This window comes from Chryseobacterium sp. GTID13, assembly GCF_056172655.1.
On record NZ_JAOCMB010000002.1, the window covers coordinates 604,148 to 627,502 of the forward strand.

Sequence of the window (23,355 nt, forward strand, 5' to 3'; positions counted from 1 at the left end):
AAAAGAGAATTTATTTATTGAAATCTACCTCATCACCGGAGTGAAGATTTTCATTAACATTTTCTTCTTTTTTCTCTGTATTATGTTTAGGCGTTGGATCTACCGGCCTTGGATTTTTAATCTCGTCAATAGTCTGAAGTCCTCCGTCGTCTCCATATCCTTCGCCGAGGCCTTTCAGGTTGGAACATCCGTCTTTCCAGTCGGAAGGTCTGGTGAACTTATCATCAGGAGTAATTCCCAGAGATTTGTCTGCCCATACTTTCTTCATGAAGATAGCCCAGATCGGTAATGCCATTTTCGCACCCTGACCTTCACCGGTTCCGAAGAAGTGCGTGGCTCTGTCTTCCCATCCTACCCAGGCTCCTGTTGCCAGTTTTGGAGTGATTCCCATAAACCAACCGTCGGAGTTGTTCTGTGTAGTACCTGTTTTACCTGCAATTTCCACTGCTTTTGAAATTCCTTTTCTTCCAAGTTCTCCTGAAGCGGTACCGAATTGTGCCACACCTTTCATCAATTCAATCATGGTGTAGGCGTACATTGGGTTCATTACTTCTTTCGGCTCTACATTTACTTCTTTGATCACTCTTCCGTTGGCATCTTCAATTCTCCAGATCATTTCCGGTCTGTTGTAGTTTCCATAGTTGGCGAAAGTACTGTAGGCACCTAGCATTTCATAGATGGTAATATCTGATGAACCTAAAGCAATGGTATTGTTTCTAGGGATATCTTCTGTTACTCCCAGATCTCTTGCGGTCTGGATAACGGCATCTACCCCTGTCATTTCAATAAGACGTGCTGCTACCGGGTTCTGAGAGTGTGCCAGTGCATCTTTCAAGGTCAGCATTCCGCCTCTTCCCGGAACATGCCATCCTTTGTGGTCGTAAGTTCCGTTAGAAACAGTTGAACATGGTGTCATACCCAGTTTCATAATTGCTGTAGCATAAACGAAAGGCTTGAATGTAGATCCTACCTGTCTTTTACCCTGCTTGATGTGGTCGTACTGGAAATGCTGCCAGTCTATACCACCTACCCATGCTTTGATCTCTCCACTTCCAGGAACCATAGACATTAAGCCTGCCTGTGCAATCTGTTTGTGGTATCTGATGGAGTCCCAAGGTGACATTTCAACCTCTTCTTCACCAGCCCATGTAAAGCGGGAAGTTTTGATAGGCTTATGGAATTCCAGTAAAATAGAATCTTCAGAAACTCCTGCGGCTTTCAGTTGTTTGTAACGGCCGGTTCTCTTCATCGCCTGGGTCATTACACTGTTCACCTGTTTGTCTGTCAGATAGTAGAAAGGTCTGTTTTTTCTGCCTCTCTGCTCGGCATCAAATCTTTTCTGAAGATCTGTTAAGTGTTCCTTGATTGCTTCTTCTGCATATTTCTGCATTTTGGAATCAAGGGTTACATATATTTTTAATCCGTCTTTGTAAAGATTAAGTTTCTTTCCGGTTTCTTTTTCATAGCCTTCAAGATACTTGTCGATTTCTTTTCTTAAATAGAATTTATAGTAAGCGGAGTAATCGTCATTGATGTTTTTGATCGGATGATAATCTACTTCAACAGGTGTGCTGATGGCTTTATCATAAGTGGCCTGATCTATATAACCTGTTTCAAGCATTTGCTGTAAAACAACGTCTCTTCTTCTTTTTGCACGTTCCGGGTTTCTCATCGGGTTATTGGCAATCGGAGCTTCCAGCATGGCTACAAAAACCGCTGCTTCAGGAAGAGTAAGCTGGGAAGTTGTTTTATTAAAATAAATTTTGGAGGCCATTTCAATACCGTTCGCATTATAGGTAAAATCGAACTTATTGAAATAGAGCGTAATAATTTCTTCTTTTGTATATCGCTTTTCAAGGCTTACTGCCACAGACCATTCTTTCAGTTTCTGAATAACCCTTTTGATCGGGTTTTTGGATGGTTCTTTGGTAAATAATAATTTAGCCAGCTGCTGCGTAATGGTAGAACCTCCACCTCTGTCACCTCCATATCTGACCGCTCTTAAAATAGATTTTAAATCGATTCCGGAGTGTTCCTTAAAACGCTCATCTTCCTTTGCCTGTAAAGCATAGATAAGATAAGGAGGTAGCTGTTTGTAAGTGATGGGCTGCGTTTTTTCCTTTTCAAATTTTCCCAGTAAAACACCGTCGGATGAAATGATTTCAGAAGCAACATAGATATCAGGATTCTCAAGCTCTTTTACATCCGGCATTTCTCCAAGAAATCCCTGGGAAACAGCAAAGAAAAGTCCTGAAATACCTAAAATTACTGCAATAAGCCCGATCCAGATGAATCTGACCCATTTTTTCCAAGAGGTATCTTTCTTTTTTTTGGGAGGAAGGGGGAAGGTTTTTCCCTTGTTTCCTGCATTTTGTCTGTTGTCTTCCATTTATGGTTACGGTTTAGCCGTTTCTACTTTTACTCCAACGTCTTCAATTCCCGGAAGGTTATCGTTCCTCATTGCCTGGATAAGGCTGATTTCATATTTTCCTTTTCCCGGAAATTTATAGTTCATTTTATACTGAAATAATGCTTCCTTCGTATCACCAAAACCTGTACCAAGCCATTCTCCGTTTGGTTTTGCTAGAACATAGTTCAGGGTATCTGTTTCCTTCTTTTTGTTCTGGAGATTGGTGAAGTTGACAATAAATCTTATATTACTGTAAGGATAAGTGTTGTTATTTCTTACAACAAATATAATATTTTTAGGATTCTGCGGATCTGAAACTTCAAGATTAAATTTTTGCTCGCTTTTCTTGTTCCATTTGTTGTTCACGGAATTCATAATAACATTCTCTCCTGAGGAAGAATGACAGCTAAAGAAAAGAATAAGAGGTAATAATCCTAAAATTTTACGCATTTTTATCTTTTTTTGGAGGATATTTCTTTTTGAAATTTTTCTTGTTTGGATTCTGCTGTTTTTTTCAGGATCAGAAGAAGTCTCTGTTTTTTCCGTCTGTGCTTTTGGCTGCGGCTTAGGTTGTTGCCTTTGCTGCTGTCTTTGCTGATTTCCGGAATTGGCATTAGGATTTTCTGATCTCTCTGGTCTTTCTGACCTTTCGGGTCTTTCCTGTCTGTTCTTCTTTGGACCCTGTCCTTGTTGTCCCTGAGCTTGCCCGTTGTTGTTCGGTCTGTTTTGGTTTCTGTTCCGGTTGTTTCCTCTGTTCTTCTTTTCGAATCGGTCCACATTGTTTTCCTGGATTAGGTCAATAGTGTGTACAGGGATATCGGGCTGCTTAAGATCTTCTAAAGGAAGGATTTTCTCGCCTCTTTTATTTTTGGCGATTAACTTCTTAACAAGGTCAATATCAAAATCATACCATGCCATAGAACTATCTACATAAGCAAACCACATTTTCTTTTTGAAAACGTCTATTTTAATACAGAATGCTCTTCCTTTCTCTGTGTCCAGAGTGGTTGAAGAAGAAGGGAAGTTACTTAATGCATCAAGGTAACTGTCCAGTTCATAATTAAGGCAGCATTTCAGTTTACCGCATTGTCCTGCAAGTTTTTGAGGGTTAATGCTTAGCTGCTGGTATCTTGCAACATTCGTGTTGACGGATCTGAAATCTGTAAGCCATGTGGAACAGCAGAGTTCTCTTCCGCATGAGCCAATTCCGCCTACTTTTGCAGCCTCCTGTCTGAACCCGATCTGTTTCATGTCGATCTTTGTTCTGAAAGCGCCTGCGTATTCTTTAATTAACTGTCTGAAATCCACTCGGTTATCAGCCGTGTAATAAAAGGTAATCTTTGAAGCATCACCCTGATATTCTACATCAGTGACCTTCATTTCAAGGCCTATTCTGTGAGCGATCTTTCTTGCTTCAAGCTTTACGCTGTCTTCTTTTTTACGGGCTTCCTGCCAGACTTCAAGGTCTTTCTGGTTAGCCTGTCTGTATATTTTGAGTATAGATTCTTCAGGAAATTTTTTCTTTTTCATCTGAATCTTTACTAATTCTCCGGTGAGGCTTACAACGCCTACATCGTGTCCCGGGCTTGATTCTACTGTTACTACGCTACCTATATGTAAAGGGATATTGTTTACGTTTTTATAAAACGATTTTCTGTCATTTTTAAATCTAACTTCCACGATATCGCACCTGTTTGATGCGGGATTGTTGATGTTAGAAAGCCAGTCAAAAACACTTAATTTATAACTATTACCACAGGTATTTACATTTTCACAGCCACTCGCGGTTTTTTTCGGTCCGCATGAATGGGCAGAATCGCCGGATGTTTTGCATCCACAACTCATATAACTATTTTTTATAATCTTGCAAATTTATGTAAATTTATCTTTATGCAATTCTAAAATACTTAAATATTCAATATCGTTATTGTTTAACATTAAACGTGAAAAATATATTGAATGCCAAAAGATGATAAGTTCCTATAGTATATGGATTTAAGCGGATATATTTCAAAGTGCTATTTTAAACATAATTTTCTTTTGGGATATTGTTTAAAATATTAAGAAATATTAACAGACGTATTCAAAATAATTTTATATTTGGGTTATATAATAATAGTCTATGAAAAAAATATTAGTATCAACTGCTTTATTGGCGGGTGTTTTATCTTATGCAGGAGGCTTCAGGGTATCTCTGCAGGGAGTGAAACAATTGGCAATGGCGCATACTAGTGCTCATGCCGAAGATGCAAGTGTGGCATTCTTTAACCCGGCGGGTATGTCATTCATTCCTTCAAAACTGAGTATAGTGGCAGGAGGGTTTGGTGCAAGTAATAAAGTTACTTTTCAAAATCTGAATACTTTGCAGAGTACGGAAACGGATAATCCTATGGGGACTCCGATATATGCTGCGGTAGCTTATAAGCCTATAGAGAATTTATCTGTTGGTTTCAGTTTTACAACTCCTTTCGGAAGTACCATTCAGTGGCCAAATGACTGGGAAGGGAAAGAAATGGTACAGAAACTGGAGCTTAAAAGCTTTTATTTTCAGCCGATGGTATCTGTGAAGCTGGCTCCATGGGTGTCTTTCGGGGCAAGCTATATTTATGCTAAAGGTAAAGTAGACTGGGATAAAGCGGTAACACAGTTTGGCGGTGAATTAAATATTAAAGATGAGAAGGCAAGCGGACACGGTTACGGATTCGGTTTCTATTTCAGACCAGATCCGAAATTAGATGTAAGTATTGCTTACCGTTCACCTCTGGATATGAAAGCTAAAAAGGAACAGCTACATTTAAGTTCCCGTCTGCAGCTATTTATCCTTTGTTAGGACTGGATCCAAGCACAGGACAGGATAAATTTACGGCAACCCTTCCATTGGTAGAAGAATATACAATCGGTTTAACCTATAAAGTGACTCCAAAATGGTTGATTTCAGCTGATTTCAACTATCACGGATGGGAAAGATACAGCAAGCTGACTTTAGATTTCGCCAATGCTCCTGTCGGGAATCAGGCAGATCCTACTGTGTTGGTAGCGCCTAAAAACTTCAGAAATTCCAAAACATTCAGATTGGGAACCCAGTATGCGTTTACAGACATGATCTTTGGACGTCTGGGGGCTTACTATGACGAATCTCCTTATACTGATGATCATTTCATCCCGGAAACTCCATCATTCAATACCTATGTAATTACCGGAGGTCTTGGCTTTAAACTAAAACAGTTCGGAGTTGATATAGCAGGAGGATATGCACTTCCTCAGGCCAGAGATGTAAATAATGCCAATCTTGGATTTTACGGACAGGCAAAAGCCAGAGCATTCTACTTTGGTTTAGGTTTATCGTACAACCCTTTTTAATTGAAGACTATGAAAAAAATTATAATATCAACACTTGCAGTTTCTGCACTTCTTTTTACAACAAGTTGTGAGACTGATTTCGATACTGATGTAAAGGATGTCCAGGTAACCAGTGGAGAAGCAAACTTCTCAAAATATATTTCTTTAGGAAACTCCCTGACCTCCGGATACAGAGACGGAGCGCTTTACAGCAGCGGGCAGAACGAGTCTTATCCAAGTATCATCGCAGCTCAGATGCAGCTTGCAGGCGGTGGGGCATTTAAACAGCCTTTGATGCCGAATGATGTAGGAGGATTTATAGGATTGCCTGGTTTTCCGGGTAAATTAACTCTTCAGGTAGCGGCAAACGGAAGCTTAAGTCCTGTGGCAAGCGCTCCTGCTGCTGCATTGGATAATGTGGCTGCCGGTGGACCTTACCAGAATATGGGAGTTCCGGGAGCAAAGTCTTTCCACCTGATTGCACCAGGATACGGAAGTGCGGCTAACCTTGCATTAGGAGCTGCCAATCCATATTTTGTGAGATTTGCCTCTTCTACAACAGCGAGTGTTTTAGATGATGCAAAAGCCCAAAAAGCTACATTCTTTTCTCTTTGGATTGGTAATAACGATGTATTGTCTTATGCTACCAACGGAGGAACCAATTCTCAGACGGTAGGAGGTGTTACTACGTATACTCCCGCAGTTGTACAGACTAATAATGTAAATCCATTGACTTATAGATCAAATGATATTTCTGATCCTAACCTTGTAGCAGGATCTATTAAAAATGTATTGGATGGTCTTAAAAGCGTAGGAACCACAAAAGGGGTTATTGCCAATATTCCTTATGTTACTTCAATTCCTTTCTTTACAACAGTTCCTTACAATCCTTTAACGCCTACAACTTTAGGAGCAAACTTAGCAACACTTAATGCCAGTTTGTACGGGCCGTTGAAGCAGGCGCTTACTGCTTTTGGGGCCGGAGACAGAATTAACCTGCTTTCTTCTACTTCTGCAAATCCTGTTTTAATAAAAGATGTTGCTCTTGCCGATTTATCAGCACAGCTTACCGCTGCATTGACACCTTCTTTGGGAGCGCCGACAGCAGCAGCATTTGGACAAATCTTTGGACAGGCAAGACAGGCTACATCAGAAGATTATATCCTTTTGACGACAAGTTCTTTAATCGGAACCACTGCACCTGGAGCACCGGCTCCTGTAAATGTTTACGGAATCTCTTATCCATTACAAAACCAGCATGTATTGACAAAAACAGAAGCAGGTTATGTGAAAACTGCTGTAGATGCTTATAACAATTCTATAAAATCACTTGCTGATTCTTATGGGCTTGCTTTTGTAAACAGTAATACTAAAATGGTTGAGCTTAACGGAAAGTCAGGAATCATCTATGACGGGGTAAGATATACAGCCAAATTTGTAACGGGCGGAGCTTTCTCTCTTGATGGTGTTCACCTTACAGGAAGAGGTTATGCGGTTATTGCCAATGAATTTATCAAATCTATTAATGAAAAGTATCACTCTACTTTACCACAGGTAGATATTAACAAATATTCAGGAGTGAAATTCCCGTAATAATACAGGAAAATAAAAACTTAGAAACCACAAGAGCAATTCTTGTGGTTTTTTTTTAAATTTGCAAAATCTTTAAAAAGTAAAAATGGCAGATCAGTTAAGTTATCTATTTTGTACAAGAACCAGTAAGGACTTGGCAGAAAAAATTGCCCAACATTATGGGAAAGAGTTAGGGAAAATCAACTTTCAGGAGTTCAGCGACGGGGAATTCGAGCCTGTTCTGGATGAGTCGGTAAGAGGAGGAAGAGTTTTCTTAATCGGGTCTACCTTCCCGCCAGCAGACAATCTTTTAGAGCTTCTATTGATGATTGATGCAGCAAAAAGAGCTTCCGCAAAAAGCATTACCGTTGTAATTCCTTATTTCGGACTTGCAAGACAGGACAGAAAAGACAAGCCGAGAGCTCCGATAGGTGCCAAACTGGTAGCTAATTTGTTAACTGCTGCAGGAGCAACAAGAATAATGACGATGGATCTTCATGCAGACCAGATTCAGGGATTCTTCGAAATTCCGGTAGACCACCTGTATGCATCTACCATTTTTGTAGATCATATCAAGTCTCTTAATTTAGATAACCTTACCATTGCTTCTCCGGACATGGGAGGTGCAAAAAGAGCAAAAAACTATGCAGGCCACTTAAGTGCTGAAGTAGTAATTGCTTACAAAGAAAGAAAAAAGGCAAACGTTGTAGAAGAAATGTTCCTGATCGGGGATGTGGTAGGCAAAAATGTAATCCTTATTGATGATATGATCGATACGGCGGGTACGCTTTGTAAAGCTGCAGAAATCCTGATGGAAAAAGGAGCAAAATCAGTAAGAGCAATGGCAACGCACGGAGTGCTTTCAGGAAAGGCTTACGAGAATATTGAAAACTCCAAGCTATTGGAAGTTATTGTAACTGACTCAATTCCTGTTAAAAATAATTTGTCAAGTAAAATAAAAGTGCTATCTTGCGCCCCGTTATTTGCGGACGTTATGAAGATGGTTCATGAGCATCAATCAATTAGCAGTAAGTTTGTTATTTAATTGATTTTTAGTAGTTTGCAAAATTAAACTGAACAATTTTTTAAATTTTTTATAAATGAAATCTATTACAATTCAAGGTACAAAAAGAGAAAGCGTGGGCAAAAAGTCGACAAAAGCTTTACGTGATGCTGAATTAGTTCCTTGTGTTGTTTATGGAGGTGAGACGCCTTTAAACTTCTCTGCTGAAGAGAAAGCTTTCAAAGGTTTAGTATACACTCCTGAAGCACACACGGTATCTATTGAGCTAGATGGGAAAACAGTTCCTGCTGTTCTTCAGGATATTCAGTTCCACCCGATTACAGACAAAATTCTACACGTAGACTTCTACCAGTTATCTGATGATAAGCCAGTAATTATGGAAGTTCCTGTAAGAATTACCGGACGTTCTAAAGGTGTTGTAGCTGGTGGTGTTTTACGTCAGTCTTTCAGAAAACTAAAAGTAAAAGCGATTCCTGCAAACTTGCCGGATGAAATCGTTGTAGATGTTACTCCTTTAAGAATTGGTAACAAGCTTTATGTTGGAAGTATCAAAACTGAAGGATATTCTTTCGTTCACCCTGACAATGCAGTTGTAGTGGCTGTTAAGATGTCTAGAAATGCAATGAAAGGTGGTGCAGCAGCAGAAGAAGAGGAAGATGAAGAAGCTGCAGAAGAAGTGGCAACACAATCTCCTGACGTTCCTACAACAGAAGAAAAATCTGCAGAATAATATTTGTTTATTCACAAATAATATAAAACCTGTCAATTTATTGGCAGGTTTTTTTATTGTTTTAGCCCAAAAGGCAAAATAGTGAAATTGCTTAGCTGTTTTGCCATTTCGCCCTTTCACCTTTTTACTTTTTACCTTTCACTCATTCTCAGAAAAAAGCCGTAAATTTGAAGTGTTCTAAATAAGAGCGATCTAATTTAAAAATTTAATAAATGTTTGACATTCAGGAAATAAGAAGTCAGTTTACGATATTAAACCGCGAAGTGAATGGTAAACCTCTGGTTTACTTAGATAATGCAGCAACATCTCAGAAACCGGATTCTGTACTAAAGGTCTGGAATGAATATTATACGGAACTTAATGCCAATGTTCACAGAGGAATCCATACATTAAGCCAGCTGGCTACTGAAGAAATGGAGCTTTCAAGAAGAAAGATTCAGAAATTCATTAATGCCAGGCATGATTTTGAAGTTATTTTTACAAAAGGAACTACAGAAGGTCTGAACCTCATCGCCTATATTTTAACACAGAAGCTTAAAAAAGACGATGAAATCATTATTTCCTATCTGGAACATCACTCTAATATTGTTCCGTGGCAATTGCTTTGTGAAAGAACCGGAGCGAAGCTCAGAGTTATCCCTATTGATGAAAACGGCATTCTTCAGCTGGACTATCTGGATGAATTTTTAAGTGAAAAGACAAAAATAGTTTCTGTAAACCAGGTTTCCAATGCATTGGGCATTGTGAATCCTATTGAAGAGATCATTGCCAGAACGAGAAAAAACTCGGATGCTTATATTGTCATTGATGGGGCACAGTCTGCTCCCCATTTTGAAATCGACGTACAGAAGATGGATTGCGATTTCTTTGTGTTTTCCGGTCATAAAATGTATGCACCGATGGGAACAGGAATTCTTTACGGAAAGCAGGCAATTCTGGAAGAGCTTCCGCCATTTCATGGAGGAGGAGAAATGATTGCAACATGTTCTTTTGATGGGACAACCTATGCAGGACTTCCTTTTAAATATGAAGCAGGAACCCCTAATGTAGGAGGGAATATTGCGCTGGGTGCTGCTGTTGACTTTATTGAAAAAACCGGCAGGCAGAATATTCAGAATCACGAAAATTCATTATTGGAGTATGCACAGAGAAAGCTTTTAGAGTTGGAAAATATAAAAATCTATGGCGAAAAGGCCAAAAGAACAGGGGTAGTTTCCTTTAACCTTGAAGGCGTCGGGATTTCCTCCGATGTAGGGATGATTCTTGATAAAATGGGGATTGCCGTAAGAACCGGACATCACTGTACACAGCCTATTATGGACTTTTTCAATATAGCCGGAACTGTAAGGGCAAGTTTTGCAGTCTATAATACTTTCGAAGAAATTGATAAACTCGTGGAAGGGGTAAAGAAAGCCCAGAAAATGCTCGGGTAATAAAATTTAAAAAAAGCAGCTGATCTGATCAGCTGCTTTTTTATTGGGGCATTCTAAGGAAATAGTATCAGTTGTAATCAATTCGTAAACCAGGTAAATTGATTCTTCCAATCTTTGAAATAGTAATTTTTGTGGTATGGCGTTCCGTTTCTTGATTTAATTTTGTCTGGTCTAAATTTAATTTTATGGATTTAATTGAAAAACTGAACTGGAGATTTGCCACCAAGGCAATGAACGGTCAGAAAGTACCACAGGAAAAAGTGGATAAAATATTAGAAGCCGCAAGACTGGCACCTACGTCCAGTGGGCTTCAGCCATTTGAGATCATTGTGATCACCAATCAGGAGGTAAAAGAACAGATTAAGCCTCATGCATGGAACCAGCCGCAGATTACAGACTGCTCGCACCTTCTGGTATTTGCTGCCTGGGACAATTATACGGAGGAGAGGATCAACAGTATGTTTGATCTTACCAACGAGATCAGAGGCTTTAAAAACGAAGGTTGGGAAAACTACAGACAGATGTTGCTGGGAACCTACCCGCAGAGATCTGCTCAGGAAAACTTTACCCATGCGGCCAAACAGGCTTACATTTCATTTGGTGCAGCCATTATCGCAGCAGCTTTTGAAGAGGTGGATTCTACACCAATGGAAGGCTTTTCTCCTGAAGCTGTAGATGAGGTTCTGAATCTGAAAGAAAAAGGACTGAAGAGCGTGTTACTGCTGCCAATCGGTTACAGAGATGCATCCAATGACTGGCTGGTTAACCTTACGAAAGTGAGAAAGCCTAAAGAAGCTTTTATTACCGAAGTGAACTAATTACTAATTTTTCTCATAAGAAAACCCCTTCAAGAGCAATTGAAGGGGTTTTTATTATTTTAAATGAAATCTCAGATTTTCAAAACTTATGTGATCTTCTTATTTACAAAATATTTAAACTTCAAATAACTTAAGTGTTAAAAATTTTTGTTCCTTTTGTGATTAGAAACTAGTTATTCGGCTTCCAGTCCACAACCGCTCTGATAAATGCTTCTGCATTTTCAACAGGAATATTGGGTAAAATTCCGTGCCCAAGATTGGCAATGTATCTGTCCTTTCCGAAACGGTTAATCATCTCGGTTACCATCTTCTTGATCGTTTCCGGCGTAGAATGTAGTCTTGCAGGGTCAAAGTTCCCCTGAAGCGTCATTGTATGATTCGTTAACGTTCTTGCGAATTCCGGGGTGATGGTCCAGTCAACACCTAAAGCTGAAGCTTTGGACATCGTCATGTCTTCCAGGGCAAACCAGCATCCTTTTCCAAACACCACAACATGGGTAAGAGGACTTAGAGCCTCAACGATCTGATTGATATACTGCCAGGAGAATTCCTGATAGTCTGCAGGAGAAAGCATTCCTCCCCAAGAATCGAAAACCTGAACGGCAGAAACGCCTTTTTCAACTTTTCTCTTTAAATAAGCAATCGTAGTATCCGTAATCTTCTGAAGAAGTAAATGAGCAGCTTCCGGCTGCTGGAAACAGAAAGATTTTGCAATATCAAAAGCCTTGCTTCCTTTTCCTTCTATACAGTAGCACAGGATCGTCCATGGAGAACCGGCAAAACCGATTAACGGAATTTCGTTATCTAATTTAATTAATGTAAGCTCAATAGCATCAAAAACATATCCTAAAGTATCATTCACATTAGGAACCACAACATTCTGAACCTGTTCCATCGTTCTGATCGGATTATCCAGCCACGGTCCTACATTTTCCTTCATTTTGAAATCGATTCCCATAGCCTGGGGAACTACCAGAATGTCAGAAAACAGGATCGCTGCATCCAGAGGAAATCTGCGGATAGGCTGTACGGTGATTTCGGAAGCCAGTTCCGGGGTCTGACATCTTGTAAAGAAGTCATACTGATCCCGAAGGGCAATGAATTCCGGCAGGTATCTTCCGGCCTGTCTCATCATCCATACCGGTGGTCTTTCAACAGTTTCTCCGCGGAGAGCTTTTAAATATAAGTCGTTTTTAATCATAATTTATTTAAACTAATACAGCCGTTCCCGGCATTCATTATTTTTACCAGCCAGGCTTGCAGCTGTTTAAAGTTCCTTTTTTATCAACCCGAAAATAGACGCCAGATTATTTTCTTCTGAGGTGAAAATTTCTTCTGTAGTGTACTTTCTCAGTTCGCCCGAGGTAGTTTCACCGATGGAAAAAATCTTCATTCCTTCTAAAGAGTTGAGTTTTGCAAAACTACGAACTCCGCTTGGACTAAAAAAACTGCAGCATGATATTTTTCAGGTACGGAAGGGTAGAGTTCTTTCGTTTTGTAAACCGTGATCTTTTTATAGCTGATATTTTGTAAAGGAAGCTCGTTGTCCAGAACATCTATGGCAAGATTGCCACAAAAGTGAAGAAACTGTTCGTGCTGGCAGTTTCCGATGATGAATCTTGAAAGTGTTTCGGCATTTTTCAGAACTTTGAATGTCCCGAAACCGTGTTTTCTCAGTTCCCGTTTCGTTTTTTCACCAACGCAGTATATTTTGTTGTAGTTTTTTGCTGTAAAATCTTCGTTTGGCTTAAACTGATTTTTAAAAAAAGCATTCACTCCATTGACGCTGGTGAAGATCAGGGAGTAATTTTTTAAATCAAAAGCAGCGGTTTGTATAGGTTCTGTTCTGATCACCTCAATGCATTCAGCCGAAATATCCGGTCCAAGTTCTTTGGATAACAGGGTGGCGTCTATCGTTTTGGTAAACAGAATCTTCATTCAGCTAAGGTTTATCTTTTAAATTTAAATCGGTGACCAGCAGTCTTACTTTTTTCATAAAATCTTTTCCCGGATCCTCTTTTACGGTAAAATAATCCGGATCAGCCTCTTTCCAAAGCTTTGAACCTCTGAAAGCACCATATTCCGAATGGCCTATCAGATACTCAATCTTGTATTTTTTAGTTAAATACCTCACCAGCTGGGCATTGGCTAAAACCTGCTTTTCCGTAAGCGGCTGGCTTTTGCTTCCTATATTCTCAATGCCGATGGCACAATAATTAAGGCCTATGGTATGCCTGGCAAACAGGTTAGGCTCCATGAGCTGGTAAACCGTACCGTCCCTGTCTACAATAAACTGTGAGGAAACATTTAAAGTACTTTGCTTCTTTAAAGTATTCCGGGCAGATTCCAGATGCGTCCTGTTAAAGTATTTATAATTCGTTTCAACATTTCCCCTGCGGTATAATGCAGAACGATTATCTTAGGTGAAATGGTTGGCGAATTTTGTACCATATTATAATGGCTTTTAAGATAGTCCAGGCTTAAATTTATTCTTTCCCGGGAATAATCAATTGGCTTACTGATTATCTTTAATTCATTGGATTGGGCTTTTGTAAAGCATGCCATCAATACCAATAAAGCACAGATCATGTTTTTCATAGCAACTTATTTCGGGTATTGATAATGTCCTGTAATGGTATATTTGAAAAGACAGTCCTCCAGAACTTGTCCGCCTCCTATGTTATGAACCACCATGAATCTTTTTCCGTCCGCAGATTTTTTATTGACTACAATCCCAATGTGCGTAAGGTTGCCGGGAAGAATCCAGGTAACAATATCTCCGGGAACATACAAGGCTGGATTGGTCTCAGTAGATTTTACTTTTCCAAATTTAGAAAAAAAGACCGCGAGGTTGGGAACCCTTCTGTGATCAATATTGGTGTCCGGTTTTTTCAGTCCCCATGTTTTCGGATACTTTGAAAAATTTTTCACCATATCTTCATGCACTTCTTTCTGCAGGTCAATTCCAAGTTTTCTATATGCTCTTATGATGACATCTGTACAAACCCCTTTGTCAGCAGGAACATCTCCATTAGGATATTTAATAACAAAATAAGTCGGATCGTACCTGATGGTATGATCAACTATGCTTAAAGCAGAACTGGAAAGTTGAAGCGCAAATTTATTCTGTGCATTGGCAATGAATACACAAAACAGGAATACGAATAAAAAAAGGATTTTTTCATTGTTCTGCACTTGAAATTAAGGTATGAGTCGTTTAAAAATTCTTAGTAAGAGTTTTTAATCTCAGTCATCAGTTCTTTTCCTCCGTTTTCAAGAACAATCTTGGCAAACTTTTCACCGAAGTTTTCGGTTTCGTTGTATTCAAAATTCTCGTCGGTGGCAATGCAGTTTTTACCATCCAGGGAACAAAGAGCAGCTTTGAAACGGATCTGGTTTTCAATGATTTCTGCATAAGCTCCGATCGGGGCAGTACATCCGCCCTCAAGTGTGCTTAGAAAATTTCTTTCAATCTCTACACAGATCTGGGTCTTCTTATGGTTAATCTGACCTAAAATCTCATTGATTTCCGTTTTGTCCGAATGCCCTGCAACGGCAATTACTCCCTGGGAAGCTGCCGGAATCATCAGTGGAAGCATTTCATAATCAATATCCATCTTCATTCTTTTGATTCCTGCAAGAGACAGGATCGTGGCATCAAAATCTCCCTCTTCAAGTTTTTGAAGACGGGTCTGGATATTTCCGCGGATATCAGAAAACTCGGCGTGAGGATAGTTTTTTAACCAGAATGCTCTTCTTCTGAGGCTGCTGGTGGCCAGTTTCAGTTCGTGGAATTCTTTATTTCGGGCAGATTCCTTTCTTATTAATACATCCTGAGGAAAATCTCTTTCCAGATAGGCAATGATCTCAATATTTTGTGGAAGCTGTGTGGGTACATCTTTTAGTGAGTGTACGGCAATGTCAATCTCGTCATTCAGTAAGGCTACATCAAGGTCTCTTGTAAAAACCCCGGTGATTCCCAAAGAATAAAGCGGTTGATTCAGGTTCTTATCGCCGGAAGAGACGATAGGAACAATTTCCGTTAAATAATTACGGTTTTGAAGGTGCCTCGCAACCTCTCTTGCCTGCCAAAGTGCCAATGCGGAATTTCTTGTTCCGATTCTAATGCTTTTCATTGAATTCGTTGTTTGGTTGTTCAACTAATATTTCGTGCATTAATTTACTAATTTCTTCGGCTTTTAAAGGATTGTCGATGATAAATTTTGCAAAACGGTTGGTGATTTTCTGGATCATTTTGTCAGAAAGCTCCATGTCCGTGATGTTTATGTATTTATTTTTTTTGTAAAAATTATGCATTTCATTGCGTTCCATGTTTTTCAGAACTGCTTTGAAATGGTGGATATTGGGTGCCAGCTTTCTCTTTTTTCCCATTCCAGGAACTCTTTCATCAGATCTTTGATGATTTTTTCAGCTTTTGGAATTTCTTTTTCACGCTGCTGAATGGTTTCCTGAATTTGTTTTGAAAGCTCATCCACATCAATCAGCGTTACATTTTCATTCTCTGTAACGTTCTTTTCAACGTTATGCGGAATGGAAAGGTCTATTACCAGCGTTTCCTTTCCGTTCGGGAAATGGGATTTGTTGATGATAGGATGTTTGGCGCCTGTTGCAACAATCAGGATGTCTGTATTTTTTAATTCCTGGTCAAAATCGGTATAATCAACATGAGGAATATTGTATTTCTGGGAAATCTTTTCAGCTTTCTCCTGAGTTCTGTTGGCAATTTTTATTTTAGGCTGATAAACGTGTTTTACCAGATTTTCAACTGTATTCTGGCCAATTTCACCTACTCCCAAAAGAAGGATGTTCTTTTCGGTGATTCTTTTCTGGCTGTTTAAAATATAGTGAACCGCAGCATAAGACACGGAAGCGGCACCGTTGGAAATTCCCGTTTCATTCTTAATCCTTTTTGAAATCTGGATGGCGGCATTAATGGCTCTTTCCAGGTAAGGATTGGAATTCTGTCTCTCTTTCTTAAAACGGCTGTATGCTTTTTTGATCTGTCCGATGATCTCAAAATCCCCTATGATCTGACTTTCAAGTCCGGCAGCCACCCTGAACAGATGGATAAGCGCTTCTTCTTTGGTCAGTATATTCGCAAACTGAAGAAAATCAGTAAGCTGAACTCCGATTGTTTTGCAGTATTCTTCCGCTACAAGAAGATAATTCGGTGAAGTGGTATAAATCTCGGTTCTGTTACAAGTGGAAACCACAAATGCATCCCCTAAATCCACACTATGGATTCTTGAGACAAAATTTTTGATGTTATCGTCAAAGAATGCAAATTTCCCTCTCGTTTCTACATCTGCCTTTTCGTAGCTAATGGAAAGTACAGCAAAATTTGATGTCTGATGAATGTTGGAATACTGTAACATAAGCAGTGGCAAATTTACGTTTTTTTTCATTAACCTTCCTCTGATAATGTATATGATAATTATCGTGAAAAACTATGGTCAGCAGTAAATAACCTGATGCTGAGAAAGTAAATCGAGCAAAGATATTATAGGATTATCTGCTTTCTCAGCTTTCTTTCCGCTTTTAGTTTTTCAACTATTCGTTATTGTGCGCTCCGTTAATTTTAGTTTAAATCAGGCTTCGTAAATGATTAAAGCAAAAGTTAATAAACAATTGTGAATTTTAATAAAATTTTAACCAAATTATGTGCATGTTAAATTTCTTTAGTAGTGTTAAATTTATATCTTTGTAAACTTAAAATCAGGAGAAAAATATGAGTTTATTCGATATGTTTACGCAAGAAATTGCGATAGACCTTGGTACTGCCAACACCCTAATCATCCATAATAATAAAATTGTTATAGATCAGCCGTCAATTGTTGCAATTGAGCGTTCTACGGGTAGGCCAATTGCCGTCGGTGAGCAGGCTAAGCATATGCAGGGTAAAACTCATGAGGATATCAAGACAATCCGTCCGCTGAAAGATGGGGTTATTGCAGATTTTCATGCTTCTGAGCACATGATCAAGGAGTTTATCAAAAAAATTCCCGGAATTAAAGGGAGATTTATTCAGCCTGCGTTAAGAATTGTTATCTGTATTCCTTCAGGGATTACTGAAGTGGAAAAAAGAGCGGTAAGAGATTCTGCTCAGAAAGTTAATGCAAAAGAAGTAAGGCTTATCTACGAGCCAATGGCTGCAGCGATAGGTGTAGGAATTGATGTTCAGAAACCAGAAGGAAATATGATCATCGACATAGGTGGAGGTACTACGGAAATTGCTGTAGTAGCTTTAGGAGGTATCGTGTGCGACAAATCTGTGAAAATTGCAGGAGACGTATTTACCAACGATATCGCTTATTACCTTAGAACTCATCATAACCTGTATATTGGGGAGAGAACTGCTGAAAGAATCAAAATTGAAGTAGGTTCCGCAGTGGAAGACCTTGATGTAGATATTGAAGATATCCCGGTACAGGGTAGAGACCTTATTACAGGGAAGCCAAAAGAAATTATGGTAGGATATAAGGAAATTGCACGTGCACTGGATAAATCCATTATCAGAATTGAAGATGCCGTAATGGAAACGCTTTCTCTTACACCACCGGAACTGGCTGCTGATATTTACAAAACAGGTATCTATCTTGCCGGAGGAGGTGCTTTACTAAGAGGCCTTGCGGACAGACTGCACAAAAAGACAGGTCTTCCTGTATTTGTTGCAGAAGATCCGTTGAGAGCTGTAGTTCGCGGAACAGGTATTGCCCTTAAGAATATGGATAAATTCAATTTCTTAATTAAATAATTTTAACTTTTTACGACTATATATCTGAATGGGATTTTTGCTGAGATTATTTTCGAAGAATGCTCTTTTTGTCTTCTTTATATTCCTGCAGATTATTGCTCTGGTTCTGATATTCTCTAAAAACGCCATGCAGAAATCATGGGTTGCGGGCCAATCGGCTGCGCTGAACTCATGGATTTCCGGCTATATTGACGAGGGGGTTTCCTATCTGAAGCTAAAACAGATCAATGAAGATCTGGTAGCACAGAACAAATCCCTGATGACACAGCTGTATGGTAAAGAAGGAGCAAAAAATCCCGTATTCAGAAAAGTTCATGATACATTAGGCGGTGGCCAGATCTATACTTTTGTAGATGGTGAAATTGTATTTAACAGTATCAACAGAAGAAATAATTACTTTACGATCAACCGTGGCCGCAGAGACGGTGTTTTCCCTCAGATGGGCGTTATGGCGCCTAGAGGTATCGCAGGAATTGTAATCAATTCTACAGACAGCTACGCCTTGGTGCAGTCTGTTCTGAGCGTTAATAAAATCAGGATCAATGCTTCACTGAAAAATTCCGGATATTTCGGAACTTTAACGTGGAACGGTGATAATTCCAGGGTAATGCATCTTGCCGACATTCCGAAATATGTGGCCCTTAAGGTGGGAGATACCGTTGTAACGGACGGGAAATCAGCTATTTTCCCTAAAGGAGTGATGATCGGTACCATCGCGGGATATTCCGTAGATAATAAAACAGGTTTCTGGGATATTTCAGTGGAATTGAGTGAGAAAATGGGTGCCCTAAGCAAGGTATATGTTGTGAAAAACCTTAAAAAAGCTGAAGTACAGAGAATTCAGGATACATTACAGACCGTCATAAAAAAAGAAAATGATTAGCAGGACCTTATTTACCGATATATTGATCATGATCTTCCTGGTTGCGTTACAGATTTTTGTACTCAACAGGATTACCATTTTCGGGAAATATACGCCGGTTCTTTATCCGGTGTTTGTCATGTTTTACCCATTTTTCAGAAATAAATTTCAGTTTTTGGCTTTAAGCTTTCTAATAGGACTTTCTGTAGACGCATTCCTTTATTCATGGGGTATCAATGCTTTTGCAACCACCCTTATTGCTTATTTCAGAACGTTGATTTTCAGAACCTCTACAGATACTTCCACAGATTTTTTCTCTTTTCAGTCCCTACAGTGGGCGCAGTTTTTGCTGTTTCTGTTTTCAAGTATCTTCCTGCATCAGCTTTTAGTGCAGTACATCGAATTTTTTAAATTTAGCCGTTTTTTTGAAATATTACTTAATGTAGTGATCACAAGTATAATTTCCTTTATATTTATAGTGATTTACGCATTAATATTTAAAATCAAACAAAAAGTTTGAACACACGTTATTTAAAAATCTTTTCTGCCCTTGTTGTCATCGCTCTTATTTTTGTAGCGAGGCTTTCTTATTTACAGCTGTTTACAGACCGTTATGCTTTAAATGCAGCCAATACCTCCATTAAAATTGAATACGTCATCCCGCAGAGAGGAGTTGTTTTCGACAGAAACGGAAAAATTCTGGTAGGAAACCAGCCTGCCTATGAAATATCATTTACCCAGGCTTTAATGAAACCTGATTTTGATACCATTGGGTTCTGTAACCTTATGCAGATCAGTAAAGCTGATTTTATCAAGAGGATTGAAATCATTAAAAAAGAAAAATACTATTCCAAGCTGACTCCTATGACTTTTTTAAAGGACCTCAGCAGGGAAGATATTGCCAGGGTACAGGAGATTATTTTCAAATATCCGGCATTCAGTATTGTTTCCAGACCTCAGCGTCAGTATGAAGTGGCAACTTCCGGTAACCTTTTGGGATATACCAGTGAAGTGAATGAAAGAGAAATTAAAAAAGATTCCACCTATTACCTTCCCGGTGACTTCATCGGAAAAACCGGTGTTGAAAAATCCTATGAAAAGGACCTTCGGGGGATAAAAGGGATGAAATACATCCAGAAGGATATCAAACTCCGAAATATAGGATCCTATAAAAACGGATCTCTGGATAAAGATGTTGTAACCGGTAAGGATATTACGTTAACCATTGATTATGACCTTCAGAGAATTGCTGAAGAAATGCTGGTTAATAAGCATGGGGCAATCGTTGCCATTGACCCGAATAACGGAGAAATTCTGACCTTGGCAACAGGTCCGGATATTGATCCGAATTTATTTACGGGACCTAACAAATCGAAGAACCTTTACGCACTGTCAAAGGATACGTTGTACGAAAATAAGCCAACATTTGACAGATCTGTTCAGGCAGCTTATCCTCCGGGCTCAACCTTCAAACTACTTACCGCCCTTGCAGGAATGCAGATGGGAGTGATGGATGAAAATACGGTTTTCCCTTGTGGAGGAGGCTTTTTCTATAAAGGGTTAAGAATTAAAGGACACGGCGGTGCCGACCCTCTTATCCCGGCGATCCAGGTTTCCAGTAACTGTTATTTCTCCCATGCATTTATTGCCATCATGAATAAGTATCCGGGTGACCCTTCCAGAGGAGTTAATGAATGGAAAAAATCATGAGCAGCTTTGGAGTAGGGGAATACCTGAATAATGATATTGCCGTAGGTTCACCGGGAAGAATCCCTACAGGTGAGTTCTACGAAAAAAGAAGCGGAAAGAAAAACTGGAGCTCCGACTATACCATGAACGGATCTATCTTTAACGGAATGGGGCAGGGAGATGTTCTGGTGACACCTCTTCAGCTGGCCAATTATGTGGCTGCCATTGCTAATAAAGGCTGGTTCTATACTCCTCATATCGTAAAATCCATTGATGGTAAACCTAATCCCGATCCGAGATTTAAAACAAAACATAAAACCCTTGTAGATCCTAAGCACTTCGAACCTGTACTCAAAGGTATGGAAGCTGTGGTGTTGAGAGGTACTGCAAGAAGCCTGAAGTCCAACGATTTTACCCAGCTTGCCAAAACAGGTACAGCCCAGGTTCCTCAAGGAAAAGATAACTCGATCTTTGTATTGATCGCTCCTGCAGACAAACCTAGAATTGTAGTGGCTGCAGTAATGGAGCATGCCGGATTTGGAGCAACATGGGCAGGTCCTGCCTGTACTGTGATCGCTGAAAAGTATATCACCGGAGATCTGAAAAGAGAAAATCTGTACAAGAAAATGACGGGTGCCAGCTTCATGCCTGAGTACAAAAGACAATGGATTGCAGATTTAAAACGTAAAGGACTCTACAAAGACCCTGCAGCAGATTCTGTAAAGCTTAAAAGAAAGCAGGACAGCCTGAACTTTATCAAAGAGCAGAAAGTGAAGCTGCAGAAAAAAATAGAAGAAGAAACAAAGAATAACACTAAAAAGGTAAAGAAATGAAGTGGGCAGAAGGAATAGATAAACTAGGTCTTGGACTGTATTTCCTGCTGTGCATTTTTGCCATTGCAAATATTTACAGTGTTGATCAGAAACTGGGAGAAAAACAATTGATTTTCTTCTGTATATCTCTATTTGTAGGACTTGTTATATTTGTAGGAAGAAGTAAATTCTTTGAGAATATGTCGGGGATAATCTACATTGGAGGAGTTTTACTGTTGATCGGATTGTTTCCGTTCGGGAAAGAAATCCTGGGGCAGAAAAACTGGTACAAATTCGGAAGCTTTACGATGCAGCCCGTTGAGTTTGCAAAGATCGGAACAGCTTTGATGCTGGCCAATTATGTTTCCGGGCCTGATTTCAATCTCAAAGTTAAAAAATCACTCTGGACAGCCCTTGCTATTATCGGGATTCCGGCTATAGTCGTTCTGGCGATTCCGGATGTAGGTTCTATGCTTGTATTTATAGCATTCTTTATTGCTTTATACAGGGAAGGTCTGAGCGGTCTTCTGTTTGGGGTGGGCTTTATTTTTGCCGCTGTCTTTCTGATTTCGCTGGCTGTACCTCCTTTGTATGTGGCCTTAGCGGTTCTTCTTATTGCCGGTGTTTTGATCGCTATGAATTACCACAGAATGTCCTGGGATGTTATTTCCATTTCAGGAATTGCAGGATCAATTCTTCTGCTTTGCGGATTGGCTTTCGGTTCACCTTATATTTTGGAAAAACTTCCCAAGCACCAGAGAGAAAGGATTGAGGTTCTTTACAAGGGAGAAAAAGCATTCAGAGATACTTCCGGGTATAATTTATTATATTCAAAAACGGCCATTGGTTCCGGCGGACTCTTAGGAAAAGGATACCGTGAGGGATCTGTAACGCAAGGGAAATTCGTTCCGGAGCAGGAAACCGATTATATTTTCTGTACTGTGGGTGAAGAATGGGGATTTGTAGGAAGTGCAATATTGGTCCTATGCTATATGATCTTCATCGGACGGATCTATTATCTCGCAGAACAGCAGAAATCAACTTTTAACAGGGTATTTGGATATTGCTTTGCTTCCATCCTGATGATGCACTTTACGATCAATTTAGGGATGGTTATGGGGCTTTTCCCTACCGTTGGTATTCCGTTGCCTTATTTCAGTTATGGAGGAAGCTCGTTGCTTGCCTTTTCTATGATGACCTTTATTTTCTTTAAACTGAATTATTCGGATAAGAACAGTTTGGTATAATAAATTTAAAATCTCATTATCCTTCAGCGAAAAAACATTTCATTAATCATATGAAAGAAGCATATACTGTAGATCAAACTTTTGAAAATACAGACTTCTCCGGACTCCTGAAAGGCGAATACGAAAACTGTATATTCAGAAATTGTAATTTTGAATACGCTGATCTTTCAGGCTTCACTTTCACGGACTGCGAATTTTCAGGATGCAACCTGAGTATGGTCCAACTGATCAAAACTGCATTTCACGAAGTTATTTTTAAGGAATGTAAAATGTTTGGTCTCCAATTCGGCGATTGTAACCCGTTTGGGCTTTCCTTTATCTTTGACGGATGTTTACTCAACAATTCAGTATTCTATAAAACCTCAGCAAAAAAGACCCGGTTTAAAAATTCCAAATTAATTGAGACTGATTTTTCTGAATCCGACTTATCCGGCTCCTCGTTTTCAGGCTGTGATCTTTCGGGAGCTATTTTCGACCATACCAACCTTGAAAAAGCAGATTTCAGGACTTCCTTCAATTATTCCATAGATCCTGCCGTAAATCGGCTTAAAAAGGCTAAATTTTCCCTTTCGGAAGTCCATGGACTTCTTTATCAACTGGATATCGAAATAGACAGGGATTAGAAATAATAAGTTTACATTTAT

Annotated in this window: 19 protein-coding genes and 4 pseudogenes; 12 read left to right on the forward strand and 11 right to left on the reverse strand. The window is 39.4% G+C overall.

Features of this window, described 5'->3' with window-relative positions; translation table 11 throughout:
* Positions 1–10: 10 nt before the first annotated feature.
* From N4G44_RS03055 to N4G44_RS03065, 3 genes and pseudogenes are all read right to left on the reverse strand, one after another.
* Positions 11–2,389 carry a penicillin-binding protein 1A gene (locus N4G44_RS03055; protein ID WP_474924571.1) on the reverse strand — a complete coding sequence of 793 codons (2,379 nt, stop codon included), beginning with the start codon at positions 2,387–2,389 and terminating at the stop codon, positions 11–13.
* 6 nt (positions 2,390–2,395) lie between these two features.
* The gene (locus N4G44_RS03060) at positions 2,396–2,860 is read right to left on the reverse strand and encodes a gliding motility lipoprotein GldH (RefSeq protein WP_040993286.1); all 465 of its coding nucleotides are present in this window, start codon (positions 2,858–2,860) and stop codon (positions 2,396–2,398) included.
* Positions 2,853–4,255 (reverse strand): annotated as a pseudogene (locus tag N4G44_RS03065) (PSP1 domain-containing protein). The gene N4G44_RS03060 and the pseudogene N4G44_RS03065 overlap by 8 nt, the downstream one beginning before the upstream one ends.
* A 277-nt stretch (positions 4,256–4,532) precedes the next feature.
* On the opposite strand from N4G44_RS03065, the pseudogene N4G44_RS03070 reads away from it, so the two are divergent.
* The 6 genes and pseudogenes from N4G44_RS03070 to N4G44_RS03095 all read left to right on the forward strand — a co-directional run bounded on the left by N4G44_RS03070 (position 4,533) and on the right by N4G44_RS03095 (position 11,326).
* Positions 4,533–5,770, forward strand: a pseudogene (locus tag N4G44_RS03070) (OmpP1/FadL family transporter).
* 9 nt (positions 5,771–5,779) lie between these two features.
* Positions 5,780–7,342, forward strand: a complete 1,563-nt coding sequence (locus N4G44_RS03075; RefSeq protein ID WP_474924572.1) for an SGNH/GDSL hydrolase family protein — start codon at positions 5,780–5,782, stop codon at positions 7,340–7,342.
* 85 nt (positions 7,343–7,427) lie between these two features.
* On the forward strand, positions 7,428–8,366 hold the full coding sequence (locus tag N4G44_RS03080; RefSeq protein ID WP_040993290.1) for a ribose-phosphate pyrophosphokinase: 939 nt from the start codon (positions 7,428–7,430) through the stop codon (positions 8,364–8,366).
* A 55-nt stretch (positions 8,367–8,421) separates the two neighbouring features.
* Complete coding sequence (locus tag N4G44_RS03085) at positions 8,422–9,075, forward strand: 50S ribosomal protein L25/general stress protein Ctc (protein ID WP_474924573.1); 654 nt, start codon at positions 8,422–8,424, stop codon at positions 9,073–9,075.
* A 212-nt stretch (positions 9,076–9,287) separates the two neighbouring features.
* The gene (locus N4G44_RS03090; RefSeq protein WP_474924574.1) at positions 9,288–10,508 is read left to right on the forward strand and encodes a cysteine desulfurase; all 1,221 of its coding nucleotides are present in this window, start codon (positions 9,288–9,290) and stop codon (positions 10,506–10,508) included.
* A gap of 185 nt (positions 10,509–10,693) precedes the next feature.
* The gene (locus N4G44_RS03095; protein WP_474924575.1) at positions 10,694–11,326 is read left to right on the forward strand and encodes an NAD(P)H-dependent oxidoreductase; all 633 of its coding nucleotides are present in this window, start codon (positions 10,694–10,696) and stop codon (positions 11,324–11,326) included.
* A gap of 169 nt (positions 11,327–11,495) precedes the next feature.
* Here N4G44_RS03095 and hemE read toward each other — a convergent pair whose 3' ends face one another.
* The 8 genes and pseudogenes from hemE to hemA form a co-directional block, all read right to left on the reverse strand.
* Positions 11,496–12,527, reverse strand: coding sequence for a uroporphyrinogen decarboxylase (hemE, locus tag N4G44_RS03100; protein WP_474924576.1), 1,032 nt, complete (start codon positions 12,525–12,527; stop codon positions 11,496–11,498).
* A 66-nt stretch (positions 12,528–12,593) separates the two neighbouring features.
* A complete protein-coding gene (locus N4G44_RS03105; protein ID WP_474924577.1) occupies positions 12,594–12,719 on the reverse strand; it encodes a hypothetical protein in 126 nt (41 codons plus the stop codon).
* Positions 12,720–12,724: 5 nt separating this feature from the next.
* The gene (locus N4G44_RS03110) at positions 12,725–13,264 is read right to left on the reverse strand and encodes a uroporphyrinogen-III synthase (RefSeq protein WP_474924578.1); all 540 of its coding nucleotides are present in this window, start codon (positions 13,262–13,264) and stop codon (positions 12,725–12,727) included.
* A gap of 4 nt (positions 13,265–13,268) precedes the next feature.
* Entirely contained in the window at positions 13,269–13,676 is a 408-nt protein-coding gene (locus N4G44_RS03115; RefSeq protein WP_474925041.1) for a peptidoglycan recognition protein family protein, read from the reverse strand.
* A complete protein-coding gene (locus N4G44_RS03120; RefSeq protein ID WP_474924579.1) occupies positions 13,652–13,924 on the reverse strand; it encodes a hypothetical protein in 273 nt (90 codons plus the stop codon). Before N4G44_RS03120 ends, N4G44_RS03115 begins: the two co-directional genes overlap by 25 nt.
* Before the next feature lie 6 nt (positions 13,925–13,930).
* On the reverse strand, positions 13,931–14,521 hold the full coding sequence (locus N4G44_RS03125) for a DUF1287 domain-containing protein (protein ID WP_474924580.1): 591 nt from the start codon (positions 14,519–14,521) through the stop codon (positions 13,931–13,933).
* A 32-nt stretch (positions 14,522–14,553) separates the two neighbouring features.
* A complete protein-coding gene (gene hemC / locus N4G44_RS03130; protein ID WP_474924581.1) occupies positions 14,554–15,462 on the reverse strand; it encodes a hydroxymethylbilane synthase in 909 nt (302 codons plus the stop codon).
* Positions 15,449–16,722: pseudogene (gene hemA, locus N4G44_RS03135) on the reverse strand (glutamyl-tRNA reductase). Before hemA ends, hemC begins: the two are co-directional and overlap by 14 nt.
* Positions 16,723–17,075: 353 nt before the next feature.
* Here hemA and N4G44_RS03140 point away from each other — a divergent pair.
* From N4G44_RS03140 to N4G44_RS03165, 6 genes and pseudogenes are all read left to right on the forward strand, one after another.
* The gene (locus N4G44_RS03140; RefSeq protein WP_034700899.1) at positions 17,076–18,101 is read left to right on the forward strand and encodes a rod shape-determining protein; all 1,026 of its coding nucleotides are present in this window, start codon (positions 17,076–17,078) and stop codon (positions 18,099–18,101) included.
* Between the two features lie 28 nt (positions 18,102–18,129).
* On the forward strand, positions 18,130–18,984 hold the full coding sequence (gene mreC / locus N4G44_RS03145; protein WP_474924582.1) for a rod shape-determining protein MreC: 855 nt from the start codon (positions 18,130–18,132) through the stop codon (positions 18,982–18,984).
* On the forward strand, positions 18,977–19,483 hold the full coding sequence (locus tag N4G44_RS03150; RefSeq protein ID WP_040993300.1) for a hypothetical protein: 507 nt from the start codon (positions 18,977–18,979) through the stop codon (positions 19,481–19,483). The genes mreC and N4G44_RS03150 overlap by 8 nt, the downstream gene beginning before the upstream one ends.
* A pseudogene (locus tag N4G44_RS03155) lies at positions 19,480–21,507 on the forward strand (penicillin-binding transpeptidase domain-containing protein). The gene N4G44_RS03150 and the pseudogene N4G44_RS03155 overlap by 4 nt, the downstream one beginning before the upstream one ends.
* Positions 21,482–22,711, forward strand: a complete 1,230-nt coding sequence (gene rodA, locus N4G44_RS03160; RefSeq protein WP_474924583.1) for a rod shape-determining protein RodA — start codon at positions 21,482–21,484, stop codon at positions 22,709–22,711. The pseudogene N4G44_RS03155 and the gene rodA overlap by 26 nt, the downstream one beginning before the upstream one ends.
* Before the next feature lie 50 nt (positions 22,712–22,761).
* Positions 22,762–23,334: a pentapeptide repeat-containing protein gene (locus N4G44_RS03165; protein WP_474924584.1), complete on the forward strand. Its 573-nt coding sequence runs from the start codon at positions 22,762–22,764 to the stop codon at positions 23,332–23,334.
* Positions 23,335–23,355 lie beyond the last annotated feature (21 nt).